The sequence below is a fragment of the Actinomadura rubteroloni genome (assembly GCF_002911665.1).
Classification (GTDB): Bacteria; Actinomycetota; Actinomycetes; order Streptosporangiales; family Streptosporangiaceae; genus Spirillospora; species Spirillospora rubteroloni.
Genome location: NZ_MTBP01000001.1, coordinates 142,675 through 165,076 on the forward strand (window position 1 = coordinate 142,675; position 22,402 = coordinate 165,076).

At 73.0% G+C, this 22,402-nt stretch carries 21 protein-coding genes; 7 read left to right on the forward strand and 14 right to left on the reverse strand.

Translation table 11 applies throughout. The annotated features are described in order from the left end of the window. The first annotated feature begins 11 nt into the window (after positions 1 to 11). From BTM25_RS00730 to BTM25_RS00745, 4 genes are all read left to right on the forward strand, one after another. Positions 12 to 1,706 carry a glycosyltransferase family 4 protein gene (locus BTM25_RS00730; RefSeq protein ID WP_407923358.1) on the forward strand — a complete coding sequence of 565 codons (1,695 nt, stop codon included), beginning with the start codon at positions 12 to 14 and terminating at the stop codon, positions 1,704 to 1,706. 17 nt (positions 1,707 to 1,723) lie between these two features. Continuing rightward, positions 1,724 to 2,980: a nucleotide sugar dehydrogenase gene (locus tag BTM25_RS00735; protein WP_103560830.1), complete on the forward strand. Its 1,257-nt coding sequence runs from the start codon at positions 1,724 to 1,726 to the stop codon at positions 2,978 to 2,980. Between the two features lie 31 nt (positions 2,981 to 3,011). After that, positions 3,012 to 4,118, forward strand: a complete 1,107-nt coding sequence (locus BTM25_RS00740) for a glycosyltransferase (RefSeq protein ID WP_407923359.1) — start codon at positions 3,012 to 3,014, stop codon at positions 4,116 to 4,118. Positions 4,119 to 4,396: 278 nt separating this feature from the next. Beyond that, positions 4,397 to 4,873, forward strand: coding sequence for a MerR family transcriptional regulator (locus tag BTM25_RS00745; RefSeq protein WP_103560832.1), 477 nt, complete (start codon positions 4,397 to 4,399; stop codon positions 4,871 to 4,873). Between the two features lie 226 nt (positions 4,874 to 5,099). Here the strand turns inward: BTM25_RS00745 and BTM25_RS00750 are convergent, their stop codons facing one another. The 4 genes from BTM25_RS00750 to BTM25_RS00765 form a co-directional block, all read right to left on the reverse strand. Next, the gene (locus BTM25_RS00750) at positions 5,100 to 7,601 is read right to left on the reverse strand and encodes an ABC transporter permease (RefSeq protein ID WP_103560833.1); all 2,502 of its coding nucleotides are present in this window, start codon (positions 7,599 to 7,601) and stop codon (positions 5,100 to 5,102) included. 3 nt (positions 7,602 to 7,604) lie between these two features. Next, positions 7,605 to 8,378 (reverse strand): ABC transporter ATP-binding protein, encoded by a 774-nt coding sequence (locus BTM25_RS00755; RefSeq protein ID WP_103560834.1) that lies wholly within the window; start codon positions 8,376 to 8,378, stop codon positions 7,605 to 7,607. 167 nt (positions 8,379 to 8,545) lie between these two features. Next, a complete protein-coding gene (locus BTM25_RS00760; RefSeq protein WP_103560835.1) occupies positions 8,546 to 9,220 on the reverse strand; it encodes a response regulator in 675 nt (224 codons plus the stop codon). Further along, positions 9,217 to 10,407 (reverse strand): sensor histidine kinase, encoded by a 1,191-nt coding sequence (locus BTM25_RS00765; RefSeq protein ID WP_103560836.1) that lies wholly within the window; start codon positions 10,405 to 10,407, stop codon positions 9,217 to 9,219. Before BTM25_RS00765 ends, BTM25_RS00760 begins: the two co-directional genes overlap by 4 nt. 111 nt (positions 10,408 to 10,518) lie before the next feature. Between BTM25_RS00765 and BTM25_RS00770 the strand changes: the two genes are divergently transcribed. Beyond that, positions 10,519 to 11,526 (forward strand): SAM-dependent methyltransferase, encoded by a 1,008-nt coding sequence (locus BTM25_RS00770; protein ID WP_205647929.1) that lies wholly within the window; start codon positions 10,519 to 10,521, stop codon positions 11,524 to 11,526. Here BTM25_RS00770 and BTM25_RS00775 read toward each other — a convergent pair. Both BTM25_RS00775 and BTM25_RS00780 read right to left on the reverse strand, forming a co-directional pair. Continuing rightward, positions 11,523 to 13,022 carry a PH domain-containing protein gene (locus BTM25_RS00775; RefSeq protein ID WP_235827978.1) on the reverse strand — a complete coding sequence of 500 codons (1,500 nt, stop codon included), beginning with the start codon at positions 13,020 to 13,022 and terminating at the stop codon, positions 11,523 to 11,525. The two genes, BTM25_RS00770 and BTM25_RS00775, sit on opposite strands and share 4 nt — an antisense overlap. Positions 13,023 to 13,447: 425 nt before the next feature. Beyond that, complete coding sequence (locus BTM25_RS00780; RefSeq protein WP_103560838.1) at positions 13,448 to 14,020, reverse strand: PH domain-containing protein; 573 nt, start codon at positions 14,018 to 14,020, stop codon at positions 13,448 to 13,450. Between the two features lie 99 nt (positions 14,021 to 14,119). Between BTM25_RS00780 and BTM25_RS00785 the strand changes: the two genes are divergently transcribed. After that, a complete protein-coding gene (locus BTM25_RS00785; protein ID WP_235827980.1) occupies positions 14,120 to 15,295 on the forward strand; it encodes an NADH-quinone oxidoreductase subunit D in 1,176 nt (391 codons plus the stop codon). Between the two features lie 3 nt (positions 15,296 to 15,298). Here BTM25_RS00785 and BTM25_RS00790 read toward each other — a convergent pair whose 3' ends face one another. Next, complete coding sequence (locus tag BTM25_RS00790; protein ID WP_103560839.1) at positions 15,299 to 16,180, reverse strand: TIGR03620 family F420-dependent LLM class oxidoreductase; 882 nt, start codon at positions 16,178 to 16,180, stop codon at positions 15,299 to 15,301. Here BTM25_RS00790 and BTM25_RS00795 point away from each other — a divergent pair. After that, a complete protein-coding gene (locus tag BTM25_RS00795) occupies positions 16,173 to 16,871 on the forward strand; it encodes a TetR/AcrR family transcriptional regulator (RefSeq protein ID WP_103562659.1) in 699 nt (232 codons plus the stop codon). The genes BTM25_RS00790 and BTM25_RS00795 overlap by 8 nt on opposite strands. A gap of 4 nt (positions 16,872 to 16,875) precedes the next feature. On the opposite strand, the gene BTM25_RS00800 is transcribed toward BTM25_RS00795, so the two are convergent. Genes BTM25_RS00800 through ftsH form a run of 7 tightly spaced genes read right to left on the reverse strand, consistent with a single transcriptional unit; the run spans position 16,876 to position 22,229 of the window. Beyond that, positions 16,876 to 17,349, reverse strand: coding sequence for a DUF3180 domain-containing protein (locus BTM25_RS00800; RefSeq protein ID WP_103560840.1), 474 nt, complete (start codon positions 17,347 to 17,349; stop codon positions 16,876 to 16,878). Then, complete coding sequence (folK, locus tag BTM25_RS00805) at positions 17,346 to 17,876, reverse strand: 2-amino-4-hydroxy-6-hydroxymethyldihydropteridine diphosphokinase (protein ID WP_103560841.1); 531 nt, start codon at positions 17,874 to 17,876, stop codon at positions 17,346 to 17,348. Before folK ends, BTM25_RS00800 begins: the two co-directional genes overlap by 4 nt. Beyond that, positions 17,873 to 18,235 carry a dihydroneopterin aldolase gene (gene folB, locus BTM25_RS00810; protein ID WP_407923360.1) on the reverse strand — a complete coding sequence of 121 codons (363 nt, stop codon included), beginning with the start codon at positions 18,233 to 18,235 and terminating at the stop codon, positions 17,873 to 17,875. Before folB ends, folK begins: the two co-directional genes overlap by 4 nt. Continuing rightward, entirely contained in the window at positions 18,232 to 18,654 is a 423-nt protein-coding gene (locus BTM25_RS00815; protein WP_103560843.1) for a nuclear transport factor 2 family protein, read from the reverse strand. The genes folB and BTM25_RS00815 overlap by 4 nt, the downstream gene beginning before the upstream one ends. After that, entirely contained in the window at positions 18,647 to 19,528 is an 882-nt protein-coding gene (gene folP / locus BTM25_RS00820; protein ID WP_103560844.1) for a dihydropteroate synthase, read from the reverse strand. Before folP ends, BTM25_RS00815 begins: the two co-directional genes overlap by 8 nt. A gap of 41 nt (positions 19,529 to 19,569) precedes the next feature. Then, positions 19,570 to 20,211 carry a GTP cyclohydrolase I FolE gene (folE, locus tag BTM25_RS00825; protein ID WP_103560845.1) on the reverse strand — a complete coding sequence of 214 codons (642 nt, stop codon included), beginning with the start codon at positions 20,209 to 20,211 and terminating at the stop codon, positions 19,570 to 19,572. Positions 20,212 to 20,216: 5 nt separating this feature from the next. Further along, positions 20,217 to 22,229, reverse strand: a complete 2,013-nt coding sequence (gene ftsH / locus BTM25_RS00830) for an ATP-dependent zinc metalloprotease FtsH (protein ID WP_103560846.1) — start codon at positions 22,227 to 22,229, stop codon at positions 20,217 to 20,219. Between the last annotated feature and the right edge of the window lie 173 nt (positions 22,230 to 22,402).

Here is a 22,402-nt window from a genome sequence, read left to right on the forward strand (position 1 = left end):
ACTTGTTGCCCATGTCCTGGGCAAAGGCGGTCTCCCTCGCCCCACAGGTCGCCGTCCGGCACGTGCGCACGGAACCGGCGCGAACGCCGCTCCTCGCGCTGCGCGTGCTACCGGCGCCGGTTCGACGCATGATGCGCGGAATGCTACTGCGTGCCGGACCTGTCCCGAGTGCGTACGGCCAGTGGGACCAGGGACGGCGTGACGACGCGCTCGCGACCATCGCCCGCGCGGCGGCGGACGCGCGCCCCCGCAGGCTGCGCCGACTCGCGGCGTTCACGGTCGCGGTGGAGCGCCCGGACGCGGCCGGCCCGCTGCTCGACGCGCTGCCCGAACGCGACCGCGCGCGGCTTGGCGCGCTGCTGGCCGCCAAGGACGGACGGCTCCGCGAGGCCGTCGCGAAGTCCGAGCACGCCCCCGCGCGCGTGCGCCGCGACCTCGCGGGACGTCTCGACGCCCTCACCTGGACGCCGCCGCCCGCCGCCAAGCGCACCGATGGGACGCCGGGCCGTGTCCTGCACATCGTCACGAACGCGCTGCCAACGACGAACGCCGGTTATACGGTCCGCACCCATCGCCTGGTGTCGGCGCAACGCGCGCAGGGCCTCGATCCGCATGTGGTGACGCGGCTCGGTTTCCCCGTCGCGCAGGGCGCCCGCGACCCCCGTCCGCTGGTGGACGTGGACGGCATCTCCTACCACCGCCTCATCCCGTGGAAGCTGCCGCCGACGGCCCGCGCCGCGCTCGACGCGAACGTGGACGCCGCGTCCGCGCTGGTCGAACGGCTGCGGCCCGCCGTCCTGCACGCCGCGAGCAACCACGTCAACGCGCAGATCGCACTGGAGCTGCGGGCGCGGCACGGCATCCCGGTCGTCTACGAGGTGCGCGGATTCCTGGAGGAGTCGTGGCTGTCGCGCGACCCGCGCCGCGACACCGGCCGCGACTTCTACCGGCTGAGCCGCGAGCTGGAGACGGCGTGCATGGCCGCCGCCGACCTCGTCGTGACGCTCGGCGCGGCCATGCGCGACGAGATCGTGGCGCGCGGCGTGCCCGCCGAGCAGGTCCTCGTGATCCCGAACGGCGTGGACGACGTGTTCCTGCGGCCGCTGCCGGACGCGTCCGGGCTGCGCGCGTCGCTCGGCATCGCGCCGGACGAGAAGGTCGTCGGCACCACGACCAGCTTCTACGGCTACGAGGGCCTGGACACGCTGCTGGCGGCGGGCGCCCGGCTGCGCGACCGGGGCCGTCCGGTGCGGCTGCTGCTCGTCGGGGACGGCCCGGAACGCGCCGCGCTGGAGCGCCGCGCCGCCGACCTCGGGCTGGACGCGCTGTTCCCGGGCCGCGTCCCGGCCGACGACGTCCGGCTGTACCACGCGGCGCTGGACGCGTTCGTCGTCCCGCGCCGCGACGAGCGCGTGTGCCGCCTGGTCACGCCGCTGAAGCCGCTGGAGGCGATGGCAGGCGGCGTGCCGGTGATCGCGAGCGACCTGCCCGCCCTGCGCGAGATCATCGACCCGGACGTCACCGGGCGGCTAACGTTGGCGGGCGATCCCGACGACCTGGCGGAGAAGATCACTTCGACGCTCTACGGTGCCGGGACGGATCGGATCCGGGACGCCGCGCGCGCCTGGGTCCACGGGGAACGAACCTGGCGCATCGGGACGGAACGCCTGCGCGACGCCTACCGTGCGCTGGACGTCCCGTGCTGAGGCCGGAAGGAACCGGGGTGAACGTCGATCTCGTCGTCGTCGGGCTGGGCTATGTCGGGCTGCCGCTCGCCCGCGAGGCCGTCCGGGCGGGGCTGTCGGTCGCGGGGCTCGACCGCGACGCGGGCCTCGTCGCCGCGCTGCGCGCCGGACGCTCCCATGTGGACGACGTCCCGGCCGCCGACGTCGCGGACATGCTGGCCCGCGGCTTCCACCCGACGGACGACGCCGGGGTCGTCGCGGGCGCCTCGACCGTCGTGATCTGCGTGCCGACCCCGTTGTCCAACGACCAGGGCCCGGACCTGACCGCCGTGATCGGTGCGACGCGGTCCGTAGCGTCGCACCTGCGATCCGGGACGCTCGTCGTGCTGGAATCCACGACGTACCCCGGGACGACCGACGAGGTCGTCAAGCCGCTGTTGGAAGCGACGGGGCTGACTGCGGGCACCGACTTCCATCTCGCGTTCTCGCCGGAGCGCATCGACCCCGGAAACGACGTCTACGGCGTCCGCAACACGCCGAAGGTCGTCGGCGGGCTGACGCCCGCGTGCGCGGAGGCCGCCGCCGCGTTCTACGGGACGTTCGTGGACGAGGTGGTCCGCGCGAAGGGCACGCGCGAGGCCGAGATGGCGAAGCTGCTGGAGAACACGTACCGGCACGTCAACATCGCGCTCGTCAACGAGATGGCGGTGTTCTGCCACGAACTGGGCATCGACCTGTGGGACGCCATCGACGCCGCCACGACGAAGCCGTTCGGTTTCCAGGCGTTCCGTCCCGGACCGGGTGTCGGCGGGCACTGCATCCCGATCGACCCGAACTACCTGTCGTACAAGGTCCGCTCGCTGGGCTACCCGTTCCGGTTCGTGGAGCTGGCGCAGGAGATCAACGACCGGATGCCGCGGTACGTCGCCGACCGTGCGCAGCAAATGCTGAACCGGGAGGGACGCGCGCTGAACGGCGCCCGGATCCTGCTGCTCGGCGTGACGTACAAGGCCGACATCGCCGACCAGCGCGAATCTCCCGCGCTGCCCGTCGCACGGCGGCTGCTGGCGCTCGGGGCCGAGCTGTCGTTCCACGACCCGTATGTCACGGCGTGGTCGGTGGACGGTGCGTCGGTGCCCGCTGCCGAACTGGAGACCGGTCTGGCGGACGCCGACCTGACGATCCTGCTGCAACGCCACCGCGCCTACGACACCGACCTGCTCGCCGACGGGGCGCGGCTCCTGCTCGACACCCGCGGGGCCGTACCGTCGCGTCCCGGCGTGGAGGCGCTCTGACATGGTCGTCCGCGATCGGTTAAGGGTGTGCGTGTGCACGGTCGTCCACCACGCCGAGGACGCCCGCATCCTGCACCGGCAGATCCGCGCCCTGCTCGCCGCCGGGCACGAGGTCACCTACATCGCGCCGTTCTCCGCGTCCGGCGCGGCGCCGTGGCCCGAGCTGACCGGCGTGGACGTCCCGCGCGCCCGGGGCCGGCGCCGGCTGCGCGCCCTGCGGCACGTGCGGCGTGCGCTGTCCCGGCATGCGCGCGACGCGGACGTCCTGCTGCTGCACGATCCCGAACTGTTGCTGCTGCTGCCGTTCATCCGGCGCCGTCCGCCGACGGTGTGGGACGTCCATGAGGACACGGCTGCCGCGCTCTCCGGTAAGGCGTGGCTGCCCGGGTTCCTCGCCGCCCTGCTGCGCCGCCCGGTGCGCTGGGCGGAACGGCTCGCCGAGCGGCGCCTGCGGCTGCTGCTCGCCGAGGAGGGCTACCGGCCCCGGTTCCGCATCGAGCACCCGATCGTCCCGAACACGACGCACGTGCCCGCGCAGAGCCCGCCGCCGCCCGGCGCGGACCGCGTCGTGTACGTCGGGCACCTGTCGACGGCGCGCGGCGCGGACGACCTGCTCGCGCTCGCGGCCGCGCTCGTCCCGCACGGGATCCGGACGGACCTCGTCGGCGGCGCGGACCCCAAGCTCGGCGAGCGGCTGCGCGCCGCCCAGCGCGACGGCGTGCTGCGCTGGCACGGCTACCAGTCCAACGACGCGGCGCTTGCGCTGGTCGAGGGCGCGCTCGCGGGCCTGTCGCTGCTGCACGACGAGCCGAACTACCGCCACTCCGTGCCCACCAAGATCATCGAGTACATGGCGCGCGGCGTCCCGGTCGTGACGACGCCGCTCCCCGCCGCCCGCGCGATCGTCGAACGGGACGAGTGCGGGATCGTCGTGCCGTTCGGCGACCCGTCCGCCGTCCTGGCCGCCGTGCTGCGGCTGCGCGACGACCCGGACCTGCGGCGGACGTTCGGCACCGCCGGCCACCGCGCCGCCCGCCTCCGCTATCACTGGCCTGACCAGGCCAAACTGTTCGTCGCGCAGTTGCAGGAGTGGTCGGGCGTCCCGGCCGAGACGTCGCCCGGCCCTCACCAGTCGTAGCTGCCGCCGGGCTCCCGGAGGAACACGCCCGTCGAGCACCTGCCGGGCGATCCGCGCCCCGCCCTCGTCCGCCGTGGACCAGCCGGAATGGTCGTTCGGATCGGTCACGCAGAGTGTGGCCTCGGCTCGGCGTCCGGTCCCACAGCTCCGGACTTTTCATCCGTAGGTCAGCGATTCGCGTGCGGGCGTGGGACGCGAACTGGCAGACGGGCGGGTTGCGGAGAAATCTGGTGATGGGGGTTGAACTTGGACTGGGGTCCGGGTCTTAGCCTCGCGGTATGAGGGGTCACCAGGTCGATGATGGGTTGTCGGTCGGGCAGTTGGCGGCGCGCATCGGTGTGCGGGCCGACACGGTTCGGTACTACGAGCGGGCCGGGCTGCTGCCCGTTCCGCAGCGCACCAGCGGCGAGCATCGGCGTTATGACCAGCGCGACGTGGACCGGCTGCTGTTCATCCGGGGCGCGCAGCGGCTCGGACTGCGGCTCGCCGAGATCCGCGAGCTGCTGGTCGTGCGGGAGGCGGGCGCGTGCGCCTGTGAACCGGCCGAGAGCCTGCTCCGCCGCCACGTCGCCGAGATCGACGCCGAGATGGCGCGGCTGGCGGCACTGCGCGCCGAACTCACCGGAATGCTGACGCAGATGCCCGGCCCCGACTGCCCGGACCCGGTTCCCGGGACCTGGTGCCCACCGGACATGCCCACCCCGAAGGGAGGTGAATGCGCTGATGGACCCGTGCTGCGAGAACCCGTCGTGTGACAACGCGTGCTGCTCCGACTGCTGCTGAGCTGACGGACGAGCCGAAGGCTCCCGCGTCCCGCCCCGAGGCGCCAGGGCGGGACCCGGCCGGCCCCCCACCACGGCCCGCCGCCGATCTCGTGCCGCTCGGGCAGAAGGAGCAGCGGGTCGATCCGCGGCGTTGGCGGCGGTCGGGGTGGGGCGGCCTCCAGCGCAGGGTTCTGGAGGCCGCCCGCTGAGGGGGTGGTCAGTCGTGGGCGAGAGATTCCACGATCGACGTCTTCGCCGCGCGGCGGGACGGGAGGATCGCCGCAAGGACGCCTGCCAGGCCCGCCAGGGCGACGAACGCGATGATCTGCGCGTAGGGCACGGCGAGGATCGAGTCCTCCGTCATCGCCTCGGTCGCCGCCAAGCCGAACGCCACGCCGAGGACCACTCCGGTGACGGCTCCCATCACCGCCATCACCAGGGCCTCCACCGAGAGCATCCGGCGGAGTTGACGCTTGGTCAGGCCGATCGCGCGGAGCAGCGCCGACTCGCGCGTGCGTTCCACCACCGACAGGGACAGCGTGTTCGCGATGCCGAACAGGGCGATCACGATGGCCAGGCCGAGCAGACCGCCGAAGATCATGAAGACCGTGTCGATGGCCTTGGTGAGCTGGTCCTTGGATTCCGCCGCCGACTGCACGCGGACGGTCGGGTAGGCGCGGGTCGCCGCGTCCAGTGCCGCCCGGCCGGCGTCCGGGCCGACGCCCGCGCGGACCTTCACGTAGGCGTGCTCGGGTGCGACCGTGCCGAAGTAGCGCTGGAAGTCGGGCTCTGGGACGACGAAGCCCGTCAGTGCGCCGCCCTCGGCGAAGACGCCCGCGACGCGGACGGGCGCCGGGCCGTTCCGGGTCGCCACGGTCGTACGCGAGCCCGTCCGCAGGCCGAGGCCCTCGGCGGTGACCTCGTCCACGATCGCGGTGCCGGGGACGAAGGCGTCCAGCGATCCCGAACGGAACTTCGGTTTCATGATCGTGCCCCATGCCGAGGCGGTGAGCGTCGCGACGGACGTCCCGGCGTCCGCGCCGATCCGGGCGTCCTTGGAGCGCGCCTCCAGCACCGCGCTGAACTCGGGCCGCGCCCGCAGGGCCGCCGTCAGCCCGGCGGGAAGCGTCCGGTCGGACGTGCGGTCGAACTGCGCCCTGAGCTGGTAGTCCACCGGGAACTGGTCGTCCACCTGGCGGGCCGCGCTGGCCTTGCCGCCCGCGGCGACGACCGCGAACAGGCTCATCAGGCCGACGCCGACGGTCAGCGCGATCGTCGTCGTCGCCGTGCGGCGCGGTGTCCGGCGCGCGTTGGCGACCGCGAGCCGTCCGGGCACGCCGCCGAACCGGGCCGGCAGTGCGCCGACCGCGCGGCCGAGCGGCCCGACGAGCACGGGCATCAGCGCGATCACCGCCAGGAAGACCAGCGCGCCGCCGCCCGCGACCGCGTACATGGCGGCCTCGCCCTTCTTCATCCCGACCGCCCCGGCGACGGCGGCCAGCAGGCCCGCCCCGCCGAACAGGACGGTCGCCGCGATCCGGAACCCGCCGGGACGGAAGCGTCCGCCGCCCGGCTCGCGTTCGTCGCGCAGCGCCGCGACCGGCGCGACGCGCGTCGCCGCGCGGGCCGGGACGATCGCCGCCAGCACCGTCACGACCATTCCGACGGCGATGGCGACCAGCGCCGTGCGCGGGGCGAGCACGACGTCGGCGGGCGGCAGTTGCCCGCCCGCCGATCTGATCAGCGACAGCGCCCCCGCGCCGAGCCCGACCCCGGCCGCGATCCCGAGCAGCGAGCCGACCAGGCCCACGACGGCCGCCTCCACCAGCACGCCCCGGAAGACCTGGCGGCGGGTCGCGCCGACGCAGCGCAGCGTCGCCATCTCGCGGGTCCGCTGGGCGATGAGGATCGTGAACGTGTTGTAGATGACGAGGGCCGACACCAGCATCGCGACCAGCGCGAACAGCAGCAGCCCCGCCCCGATGAGTTTCGTGTCGGCGCCGTTGGCCTTGGAGATCTCCACGGCGAGCCGGTCCCCGCTCAGCGTCCGGTAGCCGGAGCCGGCGGCCGCCGCGACGCCCGCCGTGCCGCCGCCCACCGCGTCGATCTCCGTGAAGGTGGACGTGCCGGTCATCGCGGACGCGGTGGCGGGCGCGAACCCGACCGCGCCGCGCACGCTGGCCTCGGCGTCGATGCCGACGTCGATGATCCCGCTGACGGTGAAGCGGTGCGGCCGGTCGCGGCTGTCGAGGACGGTCACGGTGTCCCCCACCGCGAAGTGCTGGCGCCGTGACGTCCACGGATCGAGCACGACCTCATGGGGACCGGCCGGCGCCCGGCCCTGCTCCATCCGGTACCGCAGCAGCCGCCCGGCCGGCACCGCGAGCCCGACGGTCGGCGCGTCCCCGACGACGCGGCCGTTCGGGCCGAGCAGCGGCGCGTCGCCGCGCACCAGGCCCTGCGCCTCGGTGACGCCCGGCGCGGCGCGGACCTTCGCCAGCAGCGCGGCGGGAAGCTCCTTGTCGCTGCCCCGGGGCGGCAGGACGGCGACGTCCACCCGGTCCGCCGAGCGCGCGAACGTCTCGGCGATGCCCCGGTTCATCATGTCGGTCAGCACGAAAGTCCCGGCGATGAACCCGACGCCGAGCGTGATCGCCACGACGGTGGACAGCAGCCGGAGCCGGTGGGCCATCAGGCCCGCGAGCGTGGTCCGCAGCATCGGTCAGCCCTCCAGCGCGGCGAGCCGGTCGAGGACGGACGCCGGCGTCGGGTCCGCCAGTTCGGTGACGATCACGCCGTCGCGCAGGAACACCACCCGGTCGGCGTAGGAGGCGGCCACCGGGTCGTGCGTGACCATGACGATCGTCTGCCCCATCTCGCGGACCGACGAGCGCAGGAACGCGAGCACCTCAGCGCCGGACGCCGAGTCGAGGTTGCCGGTCGGCTCGTCGGCGAAGATCACGTCGGGCCGGGAGACCAGCGCCCGCGCGCACGCGACCCGCTGCTGCTGCCCGCCCGACAGCTCGGACGGACGGTGCGCGAGCCGGTCCCGCAGGCCGACGACGTCCACGACCCGGTCGAACCACGCGCGGTCGGCCTTGCGGCCCGCGAGTTGCAGCGGGAGCAGGATGTTCTGCTCGGCGGTGAGCGTCGGCAGCAGGTTGAACGCCTGGAAGACGAACCCGACCCGTTCGCGCCGCAGCAGCGTGAGCCGCCGGTCGTTCAACTGCCCGAGATCGGTGTCGCCGAGGACGATCCGTCCCGCGCCGACGGTGTCGAGACCGGCCAGGCAGTGCAGCAGCGTCGACTTGCCCGACCCGGACGGCCCCATGATCGCGGTGAAGGCCCCGGAGGCGAACGCGACGTCGACGCCGCGCAGCGCGTGGACGGCCGCGTCCCCGTCTCCGTACACCTTGGACACCCGCTCGGCCCGGACGGCGGGGGTGCCGGGCACGGCCGAGGCCGCTCCGGGAGGACTGGCGAACGCGCTGGTCACGATGGCTCCTCGCAGGGGGGATCTGAACGCTCTCCACGCTAGGAACTCACCGCCGCCCTGCCATCGACCGCGCGTCTTCGATTCGGGTCCGCCGATCGTCGCAATTCCCGGCCGGTGTACGACTTATGGCTGACCCCCGGGTCAACCTTCCGGCCGTCCCGCCCGTGCTACTCCGGCGGCTGGAGCTGCCCGGTCTTCACCAGGCCCGTCTCGTACGCCAGCACTACCGCCTGCACGCGGTCGCGGAGCCCGAGCTTGGTGAACAGCCGTCCCAGATGGGTCTTCACCGTCGCCTCGGACAGGTGCAGCCGGGCCGCGACCTCGGCGTTCGACAGCCCCCGCGCGACCAGCAGCAGCACGTCGAGTTCGCGCCCGGTCAGCGCCTTCACCGCGTCCAGCGCCTTGTCCTCCTTGCCCGGGAGGTGCACGGCGAACCGGTCCAGCAGGCGGCGCGTCGTGCTCGGCGCGACCACCGCGTCGCCCGAATGGACGGCCCGGATCGCCGCGATGAGCTGCGCCGGGCCCGCGTCCTTCAGCAGGAACCCCGCGGCACCGGCCTTGATCGCCGCGAAGGCGTACTCGTCCATGTCGAACGTCGTCAGGATGATCACGCGCGGCCCGGCGCCGGTGCCGGTGATCCGGCGGGTGGCCTCGATGCCGTCCATCCGCGGCATCCGGACGTCCATCAGGACGACGTCGGCGGGCGTCGCGGCGAGCAGCCGCAGCGCGGTCTCCCCGTCCCCGGCCTCGCCGACTACCTCGATGTCCTCCTGGGCGTCCAGCACCATGCGGAACCCCGCCCGGACCAGTTCCTGGTCGTCGACCAGCACCACCCGGATCATCGGACGCCCTTCCCGCTCATCACCGCATCCTCGCGCACCGGTATCCGCGCGACCACCTCGAACCCGCCGCCGACGCGGGGCCCGGCGCGCACCTCGCCGCCGTAGACGCCGACGCGCTCGCGCATGCCGGGCAGGCCGTGCCCGCGCCCGTCGTCGGACGCGGCGGCGCCCCGGCCGTCGTCGGAGATCTCCACCCGCACCTCGTCCGGCCCGTAGCCGAGCCGAACCCGGGCCGTCGCCTCCGGCCCGCCGTGTTTCAGCGTGTTGGTGAGCGCCTCCTGGACGACGCGGTAGATCGTGAGCTGCCGTCCCTCCGCCAGCGACGGTGGCTCGCCGGACGCCTGCACGTCCACCGGCAGCCCCGCGTGGCGCACCTGGTCCACCAGGTCGCCGAGCTGCGCGAGCCCCGGCTGCGGCGCGTAGACCGACACGTCGTCGTCGGCCCGCAGCACGCCGAGCAGCCGCCGCATCTCGCCGAGCGCCGTCCGGCCCGTCTCGGAGATCGCCGTGAGCGCCTGCCGGGCGCGGGCCGGATCGGTGTCGAGCGTGTACGACGCGCCGTCGGCCTGCACCACCATCACACTGACGTTGTGCGCGACGACGTCGTGCAGTTCTCGGGCGATCCGGGATCTTTCGCCCGCCCGCGCCATCCGCAGCTCGTTCTCCCGCTCCCGTTCCAGCCGCGCGGCACGGTCCTCCACCGAGCGCAGATACTCGCGACGGGTGCGGATGTGCAGGCCGAGGATCCACACCCCGAAGTTGACGACGGCGAAGAACAGCAAGGGGCCCTCGATGTCCTTCCAGCCCCCCGTCCAGACCTGGAGCACTTCCATGAGCGCGCCGAGCTGGGCCGTGCCGAGCGCCGCCAGCCCCCGCCACGGCGTCGTGTAGGCGGTCACGGTGTAGAGCCCGACGAGCACGACGAAGTTCGCCGGGATCAGCGTCACGTGGAAGCACCACTGCACCAGGCTGACCAGCGCGACGATGCAGAACGTCGGGACCGGCCACCGGCGGCGCCACACCAGCGGCAGCAGCAGCCCGACGGACAGCGCGGCATAGCCCGCGACCGGCACATCATGGGTCAGATCGGACGTCTGGATCGCCGTCAGCAGCACGACCGGCAGGAGGAAGCCGGCGTCGACGAGCGGGGCGTGCCCCCGCCACCACTCCCAGATCCGTCCGACCATGCCCGCCAGCCTATGTTCCGCCAGCTCAGCCCGGGATCGACCGGAAGTCGGAACCGCGTCAACCGTAAGGATTACCCGCCTGACGTTCCCGGTCGCGGTACCGTCCTCGACGTGGCGGTTTGGGAGACGTGGCGGGACGCGATGGATCGGGCGCTGTACGGCCCGGACGGTTTCTACCGGCGCGGCGAGCGTCCCCGGGAGCACTTCCGCACATCGGTCCACGCGTCGCCGCGGTTCGCCGCCGCGCTGGCGCGGCTGCTCGCCGACGTGGACGCGGCCCTCGGCCGTCCCGCCAGGCTCGACCTCGTGGACATCGGCGCGGGCGGCGGCGAACTGCTCGTCAACCTGCTGGAACGCGTCCCGGCCGACCTCGCCCGGCGGGTCGTCCCGATCGCGGTGGAGGTGGCGCCGCGCGCGGCCGGCGTGCCCGCGCGCGTCGAGTGGCGCGACGAGCCCCCCGCGCACGTCACGGGCCTGGTCATCGCGAACGAGTGGCTGGACAACGTCCCGCTGGACGTCGTGGAGCTGACCCCGGCGGGCCCGCGCACGGTCCTGGTCGAGGCGGGCGGCGGCGCCGAGCGCAGCGGTCCGGAGCCGTCCCGCGACGACCTGGACTGGCTGGACCGCTGGTGGCCGCTGCGCGAGAACGGCGACCGCGCCGAGGTCGGAAGCCCGCGCTGCGCGGCGTGGTCGGGCGTGATCGAGCGGATGGACCGGGGCTTGGCGGTCGCGATCGACTACGCGCACCACGCCGGGGAACGACCGGTGTACGGCACGATCACCGGATATCGGGACGGTTCGACCGTCCCGCCCATCCCGGACGGATCATGCGATGTCACCGCACACGTCGCGTTGGACGCCTGCGCGGTCGCGGGCGAGCAGGCGGGCGCCACGGCCGGGGTGCTGACGACCCAGCGCGCGGCCCTGCGCGCCCTCGGGATCACCGGTGCGCGCCCGCCGCTGGACCTCGCCCACCGCGACCCGCGCGGCTACCTCGCGGCGCTGTCGGTGGCCGGAGAGGACGCCGAACTGACCGATCCGGGCGGACTCGGCGGCTTCGGGTGGCTGGCGCAGTCCGTCGGGATCGCGCTGCCGTCCGTCCTCGCCGATCTGGCCTAGGCGCCGAACGACGGGGCGTTGCGCGGATCCACCGAGCGCTTCGCGATCGACTCGACCATCGCGCGGGCCTCGCCCAGCTCGCGGTCGGCGGCCCGGACGCGGATCGGCCCGGACGGCGCGTCCACGTGGACGGTCGCGAGCCCCAGCATCCTCTGCAGCGGATTGACCGTCATCCGTACGCTCTGCGCCCGGACGACCGGGATCACGTCGGTGCGCCGTCCCGGCCAGCCGTGCCGCGACACGAACAGGACGTCGTCGGCGCCCGCGCCCTCGGGGTGGTCCAGCGCGATGGAGAACTGGGCCGGTGGGACGAGCGGGATGGCGTCCACGTCCCGCAGCATGAACAGCAGCCGTACGAGCCCCATGCACACCGATCGCGGCGCGACCGGCAGCAGCACGGACGACAATGCCTGGCGGTCCCCGGCATAACCGGCGACGGTGATCTCCAGCCGTGCCCAGCCGACGCTGCGCCACAACGCGGGCTCAACGATCCCGACCGCTTGGACGCGGCCCGGAGGCAGCGTCTGCATACGGGTCTCCAGCATCCCGTAGCGGAGGCGCAGACCGTCCGGCGACACCGCGACGCGGAACCCCGCGTACATGATCGCCGGGGCGACGACGCCGCGGATCAGGCCGAGCAGCGCCGGGACGGTCACCGCGAGGATCGCGGGCTCGCCGTAGATCACCATGAACATGAGCGAGCCGATGAGCAGCAGGAACGTCCCGAGGACGGGCAGCCGCATCGCGAGCGAGCCGAGGAGCTGCCCGTACCGGACCTTCCAGAAGTGCCGCTCGGGCGCCTCGGGCGTCTGGCCGGGCAGCCCGGCGGCGATGGCCAGCAGCTCCGCGCGCAGCGCCTGGCCGGCGTCGCGGCCGAGGTAGCGCAGGATGATCTCGCTCTGCTCGCCGCCCGCCGCCTCGACGCGGACTTCGCTGAGCCGGAAGAACCGTGTGACCAGCGGACGGACGACGTCGATGGCCTGCACGCGCGACAGCGGAATGCTCCGCGTCCGTTTGCGCAGCACGCCGGTCACGACCACGAGGTCGTCGCCCTCGACGCGGAACCGCACCGACAGCCAGCCCCAGATGCCCGCCGCGACGGCGACGACCACGAACGGCACCGTCACCAGCGTGAACCGGAGGAGGTTCACGGCCGCGCCGCCGTCGCTCCGCGTCAGCAGCAGCGGCATCCCCAGCAGGACGAAGTACACGATGAGGATGGCGAACGCGCGCAACGGCGCGGTGGCCCAGTGCAGCCGATGCGTTCCCTCCGAGAACCGAACGGGCGGACGCGGCGGCGGACCCGGCATGTAGTACTGCGGCGGCGGGCCGTACGCCGGCGGCTGGAACAGCGGCGCGTACGGCCGATACGCGGGCGGTCCCGCGCGGAACGGCCGACCGTCCGGACCGACGGGCGGCGGCACCGGCGGATACGGCAGCCCGGGACGCCCCGCCTGCGGACCGTACGGAGGCCGCCCGTACGACTGCGGCGGCACCGAACGCCCCGCATACGGCGCGGGATACCCCGGCGCCTGGGGAGGCCGTCCCGGAACCCCGTTCCCCGCTCCAGGCGGCGCATAAGCCCCGGACCCACCCTGCCCCGGCGGATACCGACCAGCAGACTGCCCCGACGCACCCGGCACTCCGCCCCCGTGCGCGAGATACCCGGACGCGCCTGGCGCACCCTGGCCCGGAACGGGCGGACCTGGCTGCTGCCAGCCCGGCGAGAGCTGGCCCGGCCCGCTCTGGCCGAGCGCCGACTGGCTCGGAGGCTGCCAGCCCGAAGGAACCTGGCCGGGCGGGACGGGCTCGGCCCGCGGGCCGTCGACCGGTGCGGTCGTGTCGGGCGCGGCGTGGCCGGGGGCCGGGGTGTCTTGGACGGGACGGTCCGGTCGCGGGTCGCCGGGGCGGGGGTCGTGGGTCACGGCGTGCTCCGCTGTTCGCCGCGGTGCGCCAGGCGGTCGCGCAGTTCGCCCGCCTCCCGCACCGGCAGCGACGGGATGCGGGCGTCGGTCGCGGCGGCGGCGGTGTGCAGCCGGACGGTCGCGAGCCCCAGCCAGCGATCGACGAGCCCGGACGTCACGTCCACGAACTCCATCCGCGCGTACGGCACGACGACGAGCCGCCGGACGAACACCCCGGAGGTCAGGATCAGGTCGTCGTCGCGCTCGGCGTAGCCGTAGGACCGGCTGGTGAGTTCCGCCACGATCCACGTCACGGCCAGCGCCACGACCACGAGGGAGACGACCACCACCGCGCCGGGCACGCCGCCGTTGCGCCAGCCGACCAGCCCGCCGCCGAGGGCGCACGGAAGCGCCCAGAGGGTCGCCGCCAGCCCCCGCGCCAGCGTGTGCCGCCGGGAGACGCGCGCCCAGGTCCGTCCGTCGCCGGGCGCGAAGGCCGAGTCGGCGGCGGACGGCGGCGGGGCGTGCGGTACCGTCCCCTGCGCGGCCGTCGCCGGGACTTGTGGTGGTTCGCCGTGGGTTGCGTTCATTGCCCCCTAGTCAACCGGAAAACCGGCTCGGCTCGCCATGCGACGATGGGCGCTGATCCGGAAAGCCCAGGCGGTGAGGTGTGCGATGAGGTCTCGACCATGACGACGGAACGCATCGTTGGTATCGGCGCGGGCGCCCGCGAGCTGCCGTCGGACGGGACGCCCGGCGGGCTGGCGACCGAGGACATGGTCCTCAACATCGGTCCGCAGCACCCGTCCACGCACGGGGTTCTGCGGCTCAAGCTCACGCTCGACGGCGAACGGATCAGCGGCGCCGAGCCGATCGTCGGCTACATGCACCGGGGCGCGGAGAAGCTGTTCGAGGCCCGCGACTTCCGCCAGATCATCGTGCTGGCCAACCGGCACGACTGGCTGTCGGCGTTCTCCAGCGAACTCGGCGTCGTGCTCGCGGTGGAGCGGATGCTCGGGATGGAGGTGCCCGAGCGGGCGACGTGGGTCCGGACGCTGCTGGCCGAGCTGAACCGCGTCCTCAACCATCTGATGTTCCTCGGGTCCTATCCCCTGGAGGTCGGTGCGATCACCCCGATCTTCTACGCGTTCCGGGAGCGGGAGGCGCTCCAGGCGGTCATGGAGGAGGTCTCCGGCGGCCGGATGCACTACATGTTCAACCGCGTCGGCGGCCTCAAGGAGGAACTGCCCGCGGGCTGGACGGGACGGGCACGCCAGGCGGTCACCGACGTTCGCGCCCGGATGAGCGACATCGGCGACCTCATCATGGGCAACGAAATCTTCCGCGCCCGCACCCGGGGGGTCGGCGTCCTCACCCGCGACCAGATCCTCCAGTACGGGGTGTCGGGGCCGATCGCCCGCGCGTCCGGCGTGGACTTCGACCTGCGCCGCGACGAGCCCTACCTCGCCTACGGCGAACTCGACGTCCCCGTCGTGACCCGCACGGAAGGCGACTGCCTGGCCCGGTTCGAGTGCCTGCTCGACCAGGTCTACGCCTCGCTGGACCTGGCCGACGCCTGCCTCGACCGCCTCGCCGAACTGCCGCCCGGACCGATCAACCAGCGCCTCCCGAAGGTGCTCAAGGTGCCCGAGGGGCACACCTACGCCTGGACCGAGAACCCGCTCGGCCTGAACGGCTACTACCTCGTCTCGCGCGGGGAGAAGACGCCGTGGCGCCTGAAGCTGCGCTCGGCGTCCTACAACAACATCCAGGTGCTCGCCGAGATGCTGCCGGGCACGCTCGTCGCCGACATGGTCGCGATCCTCGGGTCGATGTTCTTCGTCGTCGGCGACATCGACAAGTAAGGATCAGGCCGTCAGCAGCGGCGCCAGCCGTTCGAGCCGGTCCACCAGGGACGTCAGGTCGGGCGCGCGCGGCGTCAGCAACACGTGGTCGGCCCCGGCGTCCAGATGGGCGCGCAGCCGCTCGGCGACCGCGGCCTCGTCGCCCCAGGCGAGCGTGGCGTCCAGGATCCGGTCGCTGCGCGCCTCGCCGAGGTCCTCGTCGCCGAAGCCGAGCCGCCGGTAGTTGCGCTCGTACGGCCCCTCCGGCATGCCCTTCATGAGACGGCGCAGCGGATCGCGGGCCTTGTCCGGGTCGGTCTCCAGCGCCACCATCTGCTGCGGGATCAGCAGCGGCTCGGGGCCGAGCAGGTCCCGGGCGACCTCGGTGTGCCGGACGGGCTGCAGGAACGGATGGGCGCCCTGCGCGCGTTCGGCCGCGAGCCGGTTCGCCTTCGGCCCGAGCGCCGCGAGGACGCGCGGGTACTCGACGTTCGGCAGCGCGGTCTCGGCCACCTCGTCCAGCGCGTCGAGGTATTCGGCGAGCCGGGTCAGCGGACGGTCCGGCCCTGCCCCGCCGAGCCCCAGGATGAACCGCCCCGGATGCATTTCGGCAAGCGTCGCCGCCGCCGTGTGCATGGCAACGGGCACGCGGGACGTGATGTTGGCGATGCCCGTCCCGACGACGATCCGTTCGGTAGACGCGAGCATCAGCCCGTGCTGCGCGAACGCCTCGCGGCCCGGCGGCGCTCCGGCCGGCGGCTCCCCGCTCCACAGCGAGCCGTAGCCGAGCTTCTCGATCCGCGCGAACTGCTCGCGCTGCACGCCGACCGGTGTGGCCAGGAGCGCCTGCGGAGTGATCCACACGCCGTACGAACCGAGTCTGCGCCGGTAGTCCTCGATGGACATCACGCCTCCTTCCGGACATTCGGAGGCAGCCTCCGAATCTGTCCGCTACAGTAAAGGAGGCAGGCTCCGCTTCGCAACCTCGGGAGGAAGGCTGAACGGCTCCCCGGCGCCCCGCTTCCGGCGCGCCGACGCACGGCGCAACTACGAACGGCTGCTCAAGGAGGCCCGCGCCGCCTTCGACGAGCACGGCATCGACACGTCCCTGGAGGACGTCGCACGCCGCGCCGGAGTCGGCATCGGCACGCTCTACCGGCACTTCCCCGCGCGCGACTCGCTCCTGGAGGCCGTCCTGCGGGACCGGTTCGACGCGCTCACCGAGCACGGCCGCGAACTGCTGCGCGAACCGCCGGAACGGCCCGTCCTGCTCGACTGGTCGCGGTCGCTCGCCGAGATGACGACCACCTACCGCGGGCTCACCGGCGCGCTGATGGGGACGCTCCAGGACGAGACGTCCGATCTGCACGCGTCGTGCACGGCCATGCGCCGCACCGGCGCGGCGCTGCTGGAGCGCGAGCAGGAGGCGGGCCGGGTGCGCGCCGACGTCGACACCGCCGAGTTCCTCGCGCTCCTGCACGGCGCCGCGTGGGCCGGGGAGCAGGCGTTCGACGGCGCGTCCGACCGCCGCGACAAGCTCGTCGCGCTCGTCCTGGACGGCCTGTCCCCCGCCCGGTCCGGCGCCGCCGCGGGCTGAGCCGTCAGGCCCGGGACGCCCCGTGGCCGCGGCGTTCCTCGTCGGGGTCCTTCGGCACGCGGCACGCGTACTCCAGGAAGTACGCGGCGCCGGCCAGCACGAGCGCGGCCAGGCCCGTCCCGGCGCCGACGGAGAAGTCGTGCCGGGGCGTCGGCTTGTCCAGGGAGTCGGCGAGGACGATCGCGAACCCGCCGAAGATCCCCGCGAGCACGGCCGCGGCGTGCGCGCTGGCCTTGGCGAGCGCCGCCATCCGCGCCACGACCAGCGGTTCCACCGGCCGCGTGCCCTTCTTGCGGCGGATCCGGCGCAGGATGTTCCAGCCCGTGAAGCCCTCGCCGAGCGCGAGCAGCAGCAGTGTCGGGACGGCCGTCCACGGCAGCGGCGGGAGCGTCGTGTAGGAACTGCTCACCAGCGCCCAGGTGATCACTCCGACGACGAGGACCAGGCCGGCGAGGAAGAGCGGACGTGTCGGCTTCATGCAGGCGTCTGGAGGGTCAGGTCGTCGCGGCGGGCGACCCCGCCCCCGGCGGACGCGGCGAGGTCCGCGACGCGGCCGTGCCCGGCGAGCCGTCCGTCCGGGTCCACGTCGGCCCACGGCACCAGCACGAACGCGCGCTCGTGGGCGCGCGGATGCGGCAGCGTCAGCCGGGGGTCGCCGGACGTGACGTCGCCGAACGCCACGATGTCGATGTCCAGGGTGCGCGGCCCCCACCGCACCTCCCGGACGCGGCGCAGCGAGGTCTCGATGCTCTGCGCCCGCTCCAGCAGCGTCTCGGGCGTCAGCCGGGTGTCGGCGAGGACGACGAGGTTCAGGTAGTCGCCCTGCTCGGGCAGCGCCGCGCCGGGCGGGGCGAACGGGGCGGTCTCGTACACCGGGGAGAGCGCGGCGAGTTCCAGCCCCGGGGCGTCGAACAGCGCGTCCAGGGCTTCCTGGAGGTTGTCCAGGCGGTCGCCGAGGTTGCTGCCGAGGGACAGGACGACGCGCTGCCGGGCGGGCGCGGTCATGGGCGGCTCCTGGTGATCCTCACGGCGACGTCCGTGAAGGGATGCGGCACGGGGGCGCTCGGCTTGTGGACGGTGACCTCCGCCTCCGTCACCACCGGGTCCGCCAGGCAGATCCCCGCGAGCCGTTCCGCCAGCGTCTCCAGAAGGTCGACCGGGTCCTCCTGGACGGCCGCGACGAGCCGTCCCGCGAGGGTCCCGTAGTCGACAGTGCGCGACAGGTCGTCGGTGGCGGCGGCGGGACGGGTGTCGAGCGCCAGCGACACGTCCACCACGAACTCCTGGCCCAGCTCGCGCTCGGCGGGCAGCACGCCGTGCCGTCCGCGCACGCGGAGCCCGCGCAGCTCGATGCGGTCGCTCACTCGTCCTCCGGGGTGCCGAGAATCGGGGATCCGTGGTGGACGAGCAGGCGCCATCGTCCGTCCGTCCGTACGAACACGTTCGTCGCGACGATGCTTCCGCCGGCGAGGAACCCGGTGCCGCCCGAGTCCTCCTCGTCGGCGGTCAGCGTGTTCTCCTTGCAGGTCACGACCGCGTGGTCGCCGTAGACGTCGCAGGTCGCATCGGTCAGGACGAACTGGATGTACGTCGTGTTCGCCATGATCAGCGCCCAGGACCGCAGCACCTCGTCGCGGCCCCGCAGCATCGGCCAGCCGGGGTGCACGCAGCTCACGCCGTCGGCGAACGCGCCGTCGGCCCACACGTCGCCCATCCGGTCGAGGTCGCCCGCCTCGAACGCCGCGTAGTACTCGGCGTTGGCCTCCTGCGGACCGTCAGCCACGCGCGTCCCCCTCCTCGCGGGCCGCCGCGGCCCGGACGGCCGCCGCGATCCGCACCGCGTCGGCGTTGGGCGCGACCCGGTGGACGCGCACGCACCAGGCGCCCGCCGCCGCCGCGAGCGCGGTGACGGCCGTGGTCGCGTCGTCGCTGCCCGCGAACGGGCGCGGGGTGCCGTCCGGACCGGCCAGCAGCTTGCCGAGGAACCGCTTGCGGGACGCCCCGACCAGCACCGGGTGCCCGGTCGCGGTCAGCTCGTCCAGCCGGGCGACCAGCGCCCAGTTGTCGAGCGTCGTGGGCTGCTTGGCGAACCCGAGCCCGGGGTCCAGCACGATCATCGACGGGTCCACGCCCTCGGCGAGCAGCGCGTCCACACGCTCCAGCAGTTCGTCGCGCACCTCGCGGACGACGTCGCCGTAGACGGCGCGCGTGTACATGTCGTGGCTGTGGCCGCGCCAGTGCATCACCACGTAGGGGACGCGCGCCGCCGCCACCACGCGGGCCATCGCGGGATCGGCGAGCCCGCCGCTGACGTCGTTGACGAGCCGCGCCCCGGCCGTCACCGCCGCCTCCGCGACCTCGGCCCGCATCGTGTCCACGCTGACCGGGACGCCCTCGCCGGACAGCGCCGCCACGACCGGGACGACCCGCCGCAGCTCCTCCTCCAGCGACACGCGCTGCGCGCCGGGCCGGGTGGACTCGCCGCCGACGTCCACGATGTCCGCGCCCTCGGCGACGAGGTCGAGCCCGTGCCCGACCGCCTTGTCGTGGTCGAACCAGGCCCCGCCGTCGGAGAACGAATCGGGCGTCACGTTGACCACGCCCATCACGAGACATCGCCCCGGCTCGGGCATCCCGGGAACAACGGCACTGGTCATGTCATCCAGCCTATTGCCTCACCGCGCGACCACCGGACCGGTCATCGCCCGAGGATCAGGCTCATCGCCTCGGCACGCGTCTCGGCGTGGTCGCGGAAATCGCCCCGGACGGCCGAGGTGACGGTCCGCGCCCCGGGTTTGCGCACGCCCCGCATCGTCATGCACAAATGCTCGGCCTCGATGACGACGATGACGCCGCGCGGTTCCAGGATGCGCATGACGGCGTCCGCGACCTGGCTGGTCAGGCGCTCCTGCACCTGCGGGCGCCGGGCGTAGACGTCCACCAGCCGCGCCAGTTTGGAAAGACCGGTGACCTGGCCGCTCTTGTTCGGCGTGTAACCCACGTGCGCCATTCCGTGGAACGGCACCAGGTGGTGTTCGCAGACGGAATAAAGCTCGATGTCCTTGACCAGGACCATTTCGTCGTGGTCGGCCTCGAAGACCTTGTTCAGCACGTCCTCGGGCGCCTGGCGCAGGCCCGCGAACTGCTCGGCGTAGGCGCGGGCGACGCGGGCGGGGGTGTCGCGCAGGCCGTCGCGCTCGGGGTCCTCGCCGATCGCCAGCAGGATCTCGCGGACGGCGCGCTCGATGCGGGCGTGGTCGACCGCCGGGGGGCGAACGCCGTCCGCGGCGGAGGCGTCGAGCCCCTCCGCCGCGGACGGTGCGTCGTACTCGTTCGTCAACAGGATCAGCTCTCGCCGGAGGACGGCTCGCCCGCGGGCTCCCCGTCGCCCGCGGCCTGCCCGTTGTTCTTGCTGAGACCGGGGACGTCCTGCGGGCCGAGGAGCGCCATCTCCTTGGCCGTCAGCACGGGGGGACGGTCGGACGGGAGCCGCTTGCCGTAGCCGGTGTAGGAGTTCTGGTGCGGCCGCTTGTTGATCGGCGCGAAGATCTCCAGCACCATCTCCTTGGAGAGGGTCTCCTTCTCCATCAGGTTGACGACCAGGTCGTCCAGGACGTCCCGGTACTCGACCAGGATCTCCCAGGCGGTGTCGTGCGCCGACTCGATGAGGCGGCGGACCTCGTCGTCGATCGCGGACGCGATGTCCTCGGAGTAGTCGCGTTCGTGACCCATCTCACGGCCGAGGAACACCTCGCCCTGCCCGGTGCCGAACTTGCGGGCGCCGAGCCGCTCGCTCATGCCGTACTCGGTGACCATGTTCCGGGCGATCGACGTGGCCTTCTCGATGTCGTTGGCCGCGCCGGTCGTCGGCTCGTGGAACACCAGTTCCTCGGCGGTGCGCCCGCCGAGCAGCATGGCGAGCTGGTCGGCCATCTCCGACCGCGTGGTGAGGAACTTGTCCTCCATCGGGAGGGTCATCGTGTACCCGAGGGCACGTCCGCGCGGCAGGATCGTCACCTTGTGCACCGGGTCGGAGTTCGGCAGCGCGTGCGCCACGAGCGCGTGTCCGCCCTCGTGGTAGGCGATGATCTTCTTTTCCTTCTCCGACATGACGCGGGTCTTGCGCTCCGGCCCGGCCATGACGCGGTCGATCGACTCTTCCAGCGTCTCCATGTCGATCAGCTTGCGATCGAACCGGGCGGTGAGCAGCGCCGCCTCGTTGATGACGTTGGCGAGGTCCGCGCCGGTGAAGCCGGGGGTGCGGCGCGCGATGACGTCAAGGTCGACGTCGGGGCCGAACGGCTTGCCGCGGCCGTGGACGCGCAGGATGCCCTTGCGTCCCTCCAGGTCGGGGCGGTCCACCGTGACCTGCCGGTCGAACCGGCCGGGCCGCAGCAGCGCCGGGTCGAGGATGTCGGGACGGTTGGTCGCCGCGATGAGGATCACGCCGCCCTTGACGTCGAACCCGTCCATCTCGACCAGGAGCTGGTTCAGCGTCTGCTCGCGCTCGTCGTGCCCGCCGCCGAGGCCCGCGCCGCGGTGCCGGCCGACGGCGTCGATCTCGTCGATGAAGATGATCGAGGGCGCGTTGGCCTTGGCCTGCTCGAACAGGTCGCGGACGCGGGACGCGCCGACGCCGACGAACATCTCCACGAAGTCCGAGCCGGAGATCGAGTAGAACGGCACGCCCGCCTCGCCCGCGACCGCGCGGGCGAGCAGCGTCTTGCCGGTTCCGGGCGGGCCGAACAGCAGCACGCCCTTCGGGATCTTGGCGCCGATCGCCTGGAACTTGGCCGGGTTCTGCAGGAAGTCCTTGATCTCCTCCAGTTCCTCCAGCGCCTCGTCCGCGCCCGCGACGTCCGCGAACGTGGTCTTCGGGGTGTCCTTGGTGATCAGTTTCGCCTTGGACTTCCCGAAGTTCATCACCCGCGAGCCGCCGCCCTGCATCTGATTCATGATGAACAGGAAGATCAGCACGATGACGACGATCGGAAGGAGGCTGAACAGCAGGCTCATGAAGACGCTCTGCTTGGGGACCTCGACGTTGTAACCGCCGGGGAGCTTGCCCTGGTTGTACTGCTGCTGGAGCTGCTGCTGGAGCTGGACGCCCTGCCCGTCGACCCACGACGCCTGCTGACGCGTCTTGTCGGCGTTGTTGAGCGTCACCTCGATCTTCTGGTCCTTGTCCACGACCTTGGCGGAGTGCACCTGACCCGCGTTGATCTCCTGGACGACCTTGGAGGTGTCGGTCTGGCTGTACGAACGACCCGGATTGACGCTCCACATGACGAGGGCGACCATGAGGCCGAACAGCAGGATCCACAGCAGCGGCCCGCGAAAATAGCGCTTCACGTCCATGTATCCGGTCACCCCTGACGGGGTCCGTCCCTCCTGACCAACGTGTGTGTCGCGTCCCTCACCCGTCGAGCGGGGTCGGGAACGCCGCGAACCCGGTCCGGCTCCCTGCCGGTTCCGGCGTGGCTTCCGGGCCGTCCCGGGATATCGACGGTACACCGCCTTCTACAGAGGAC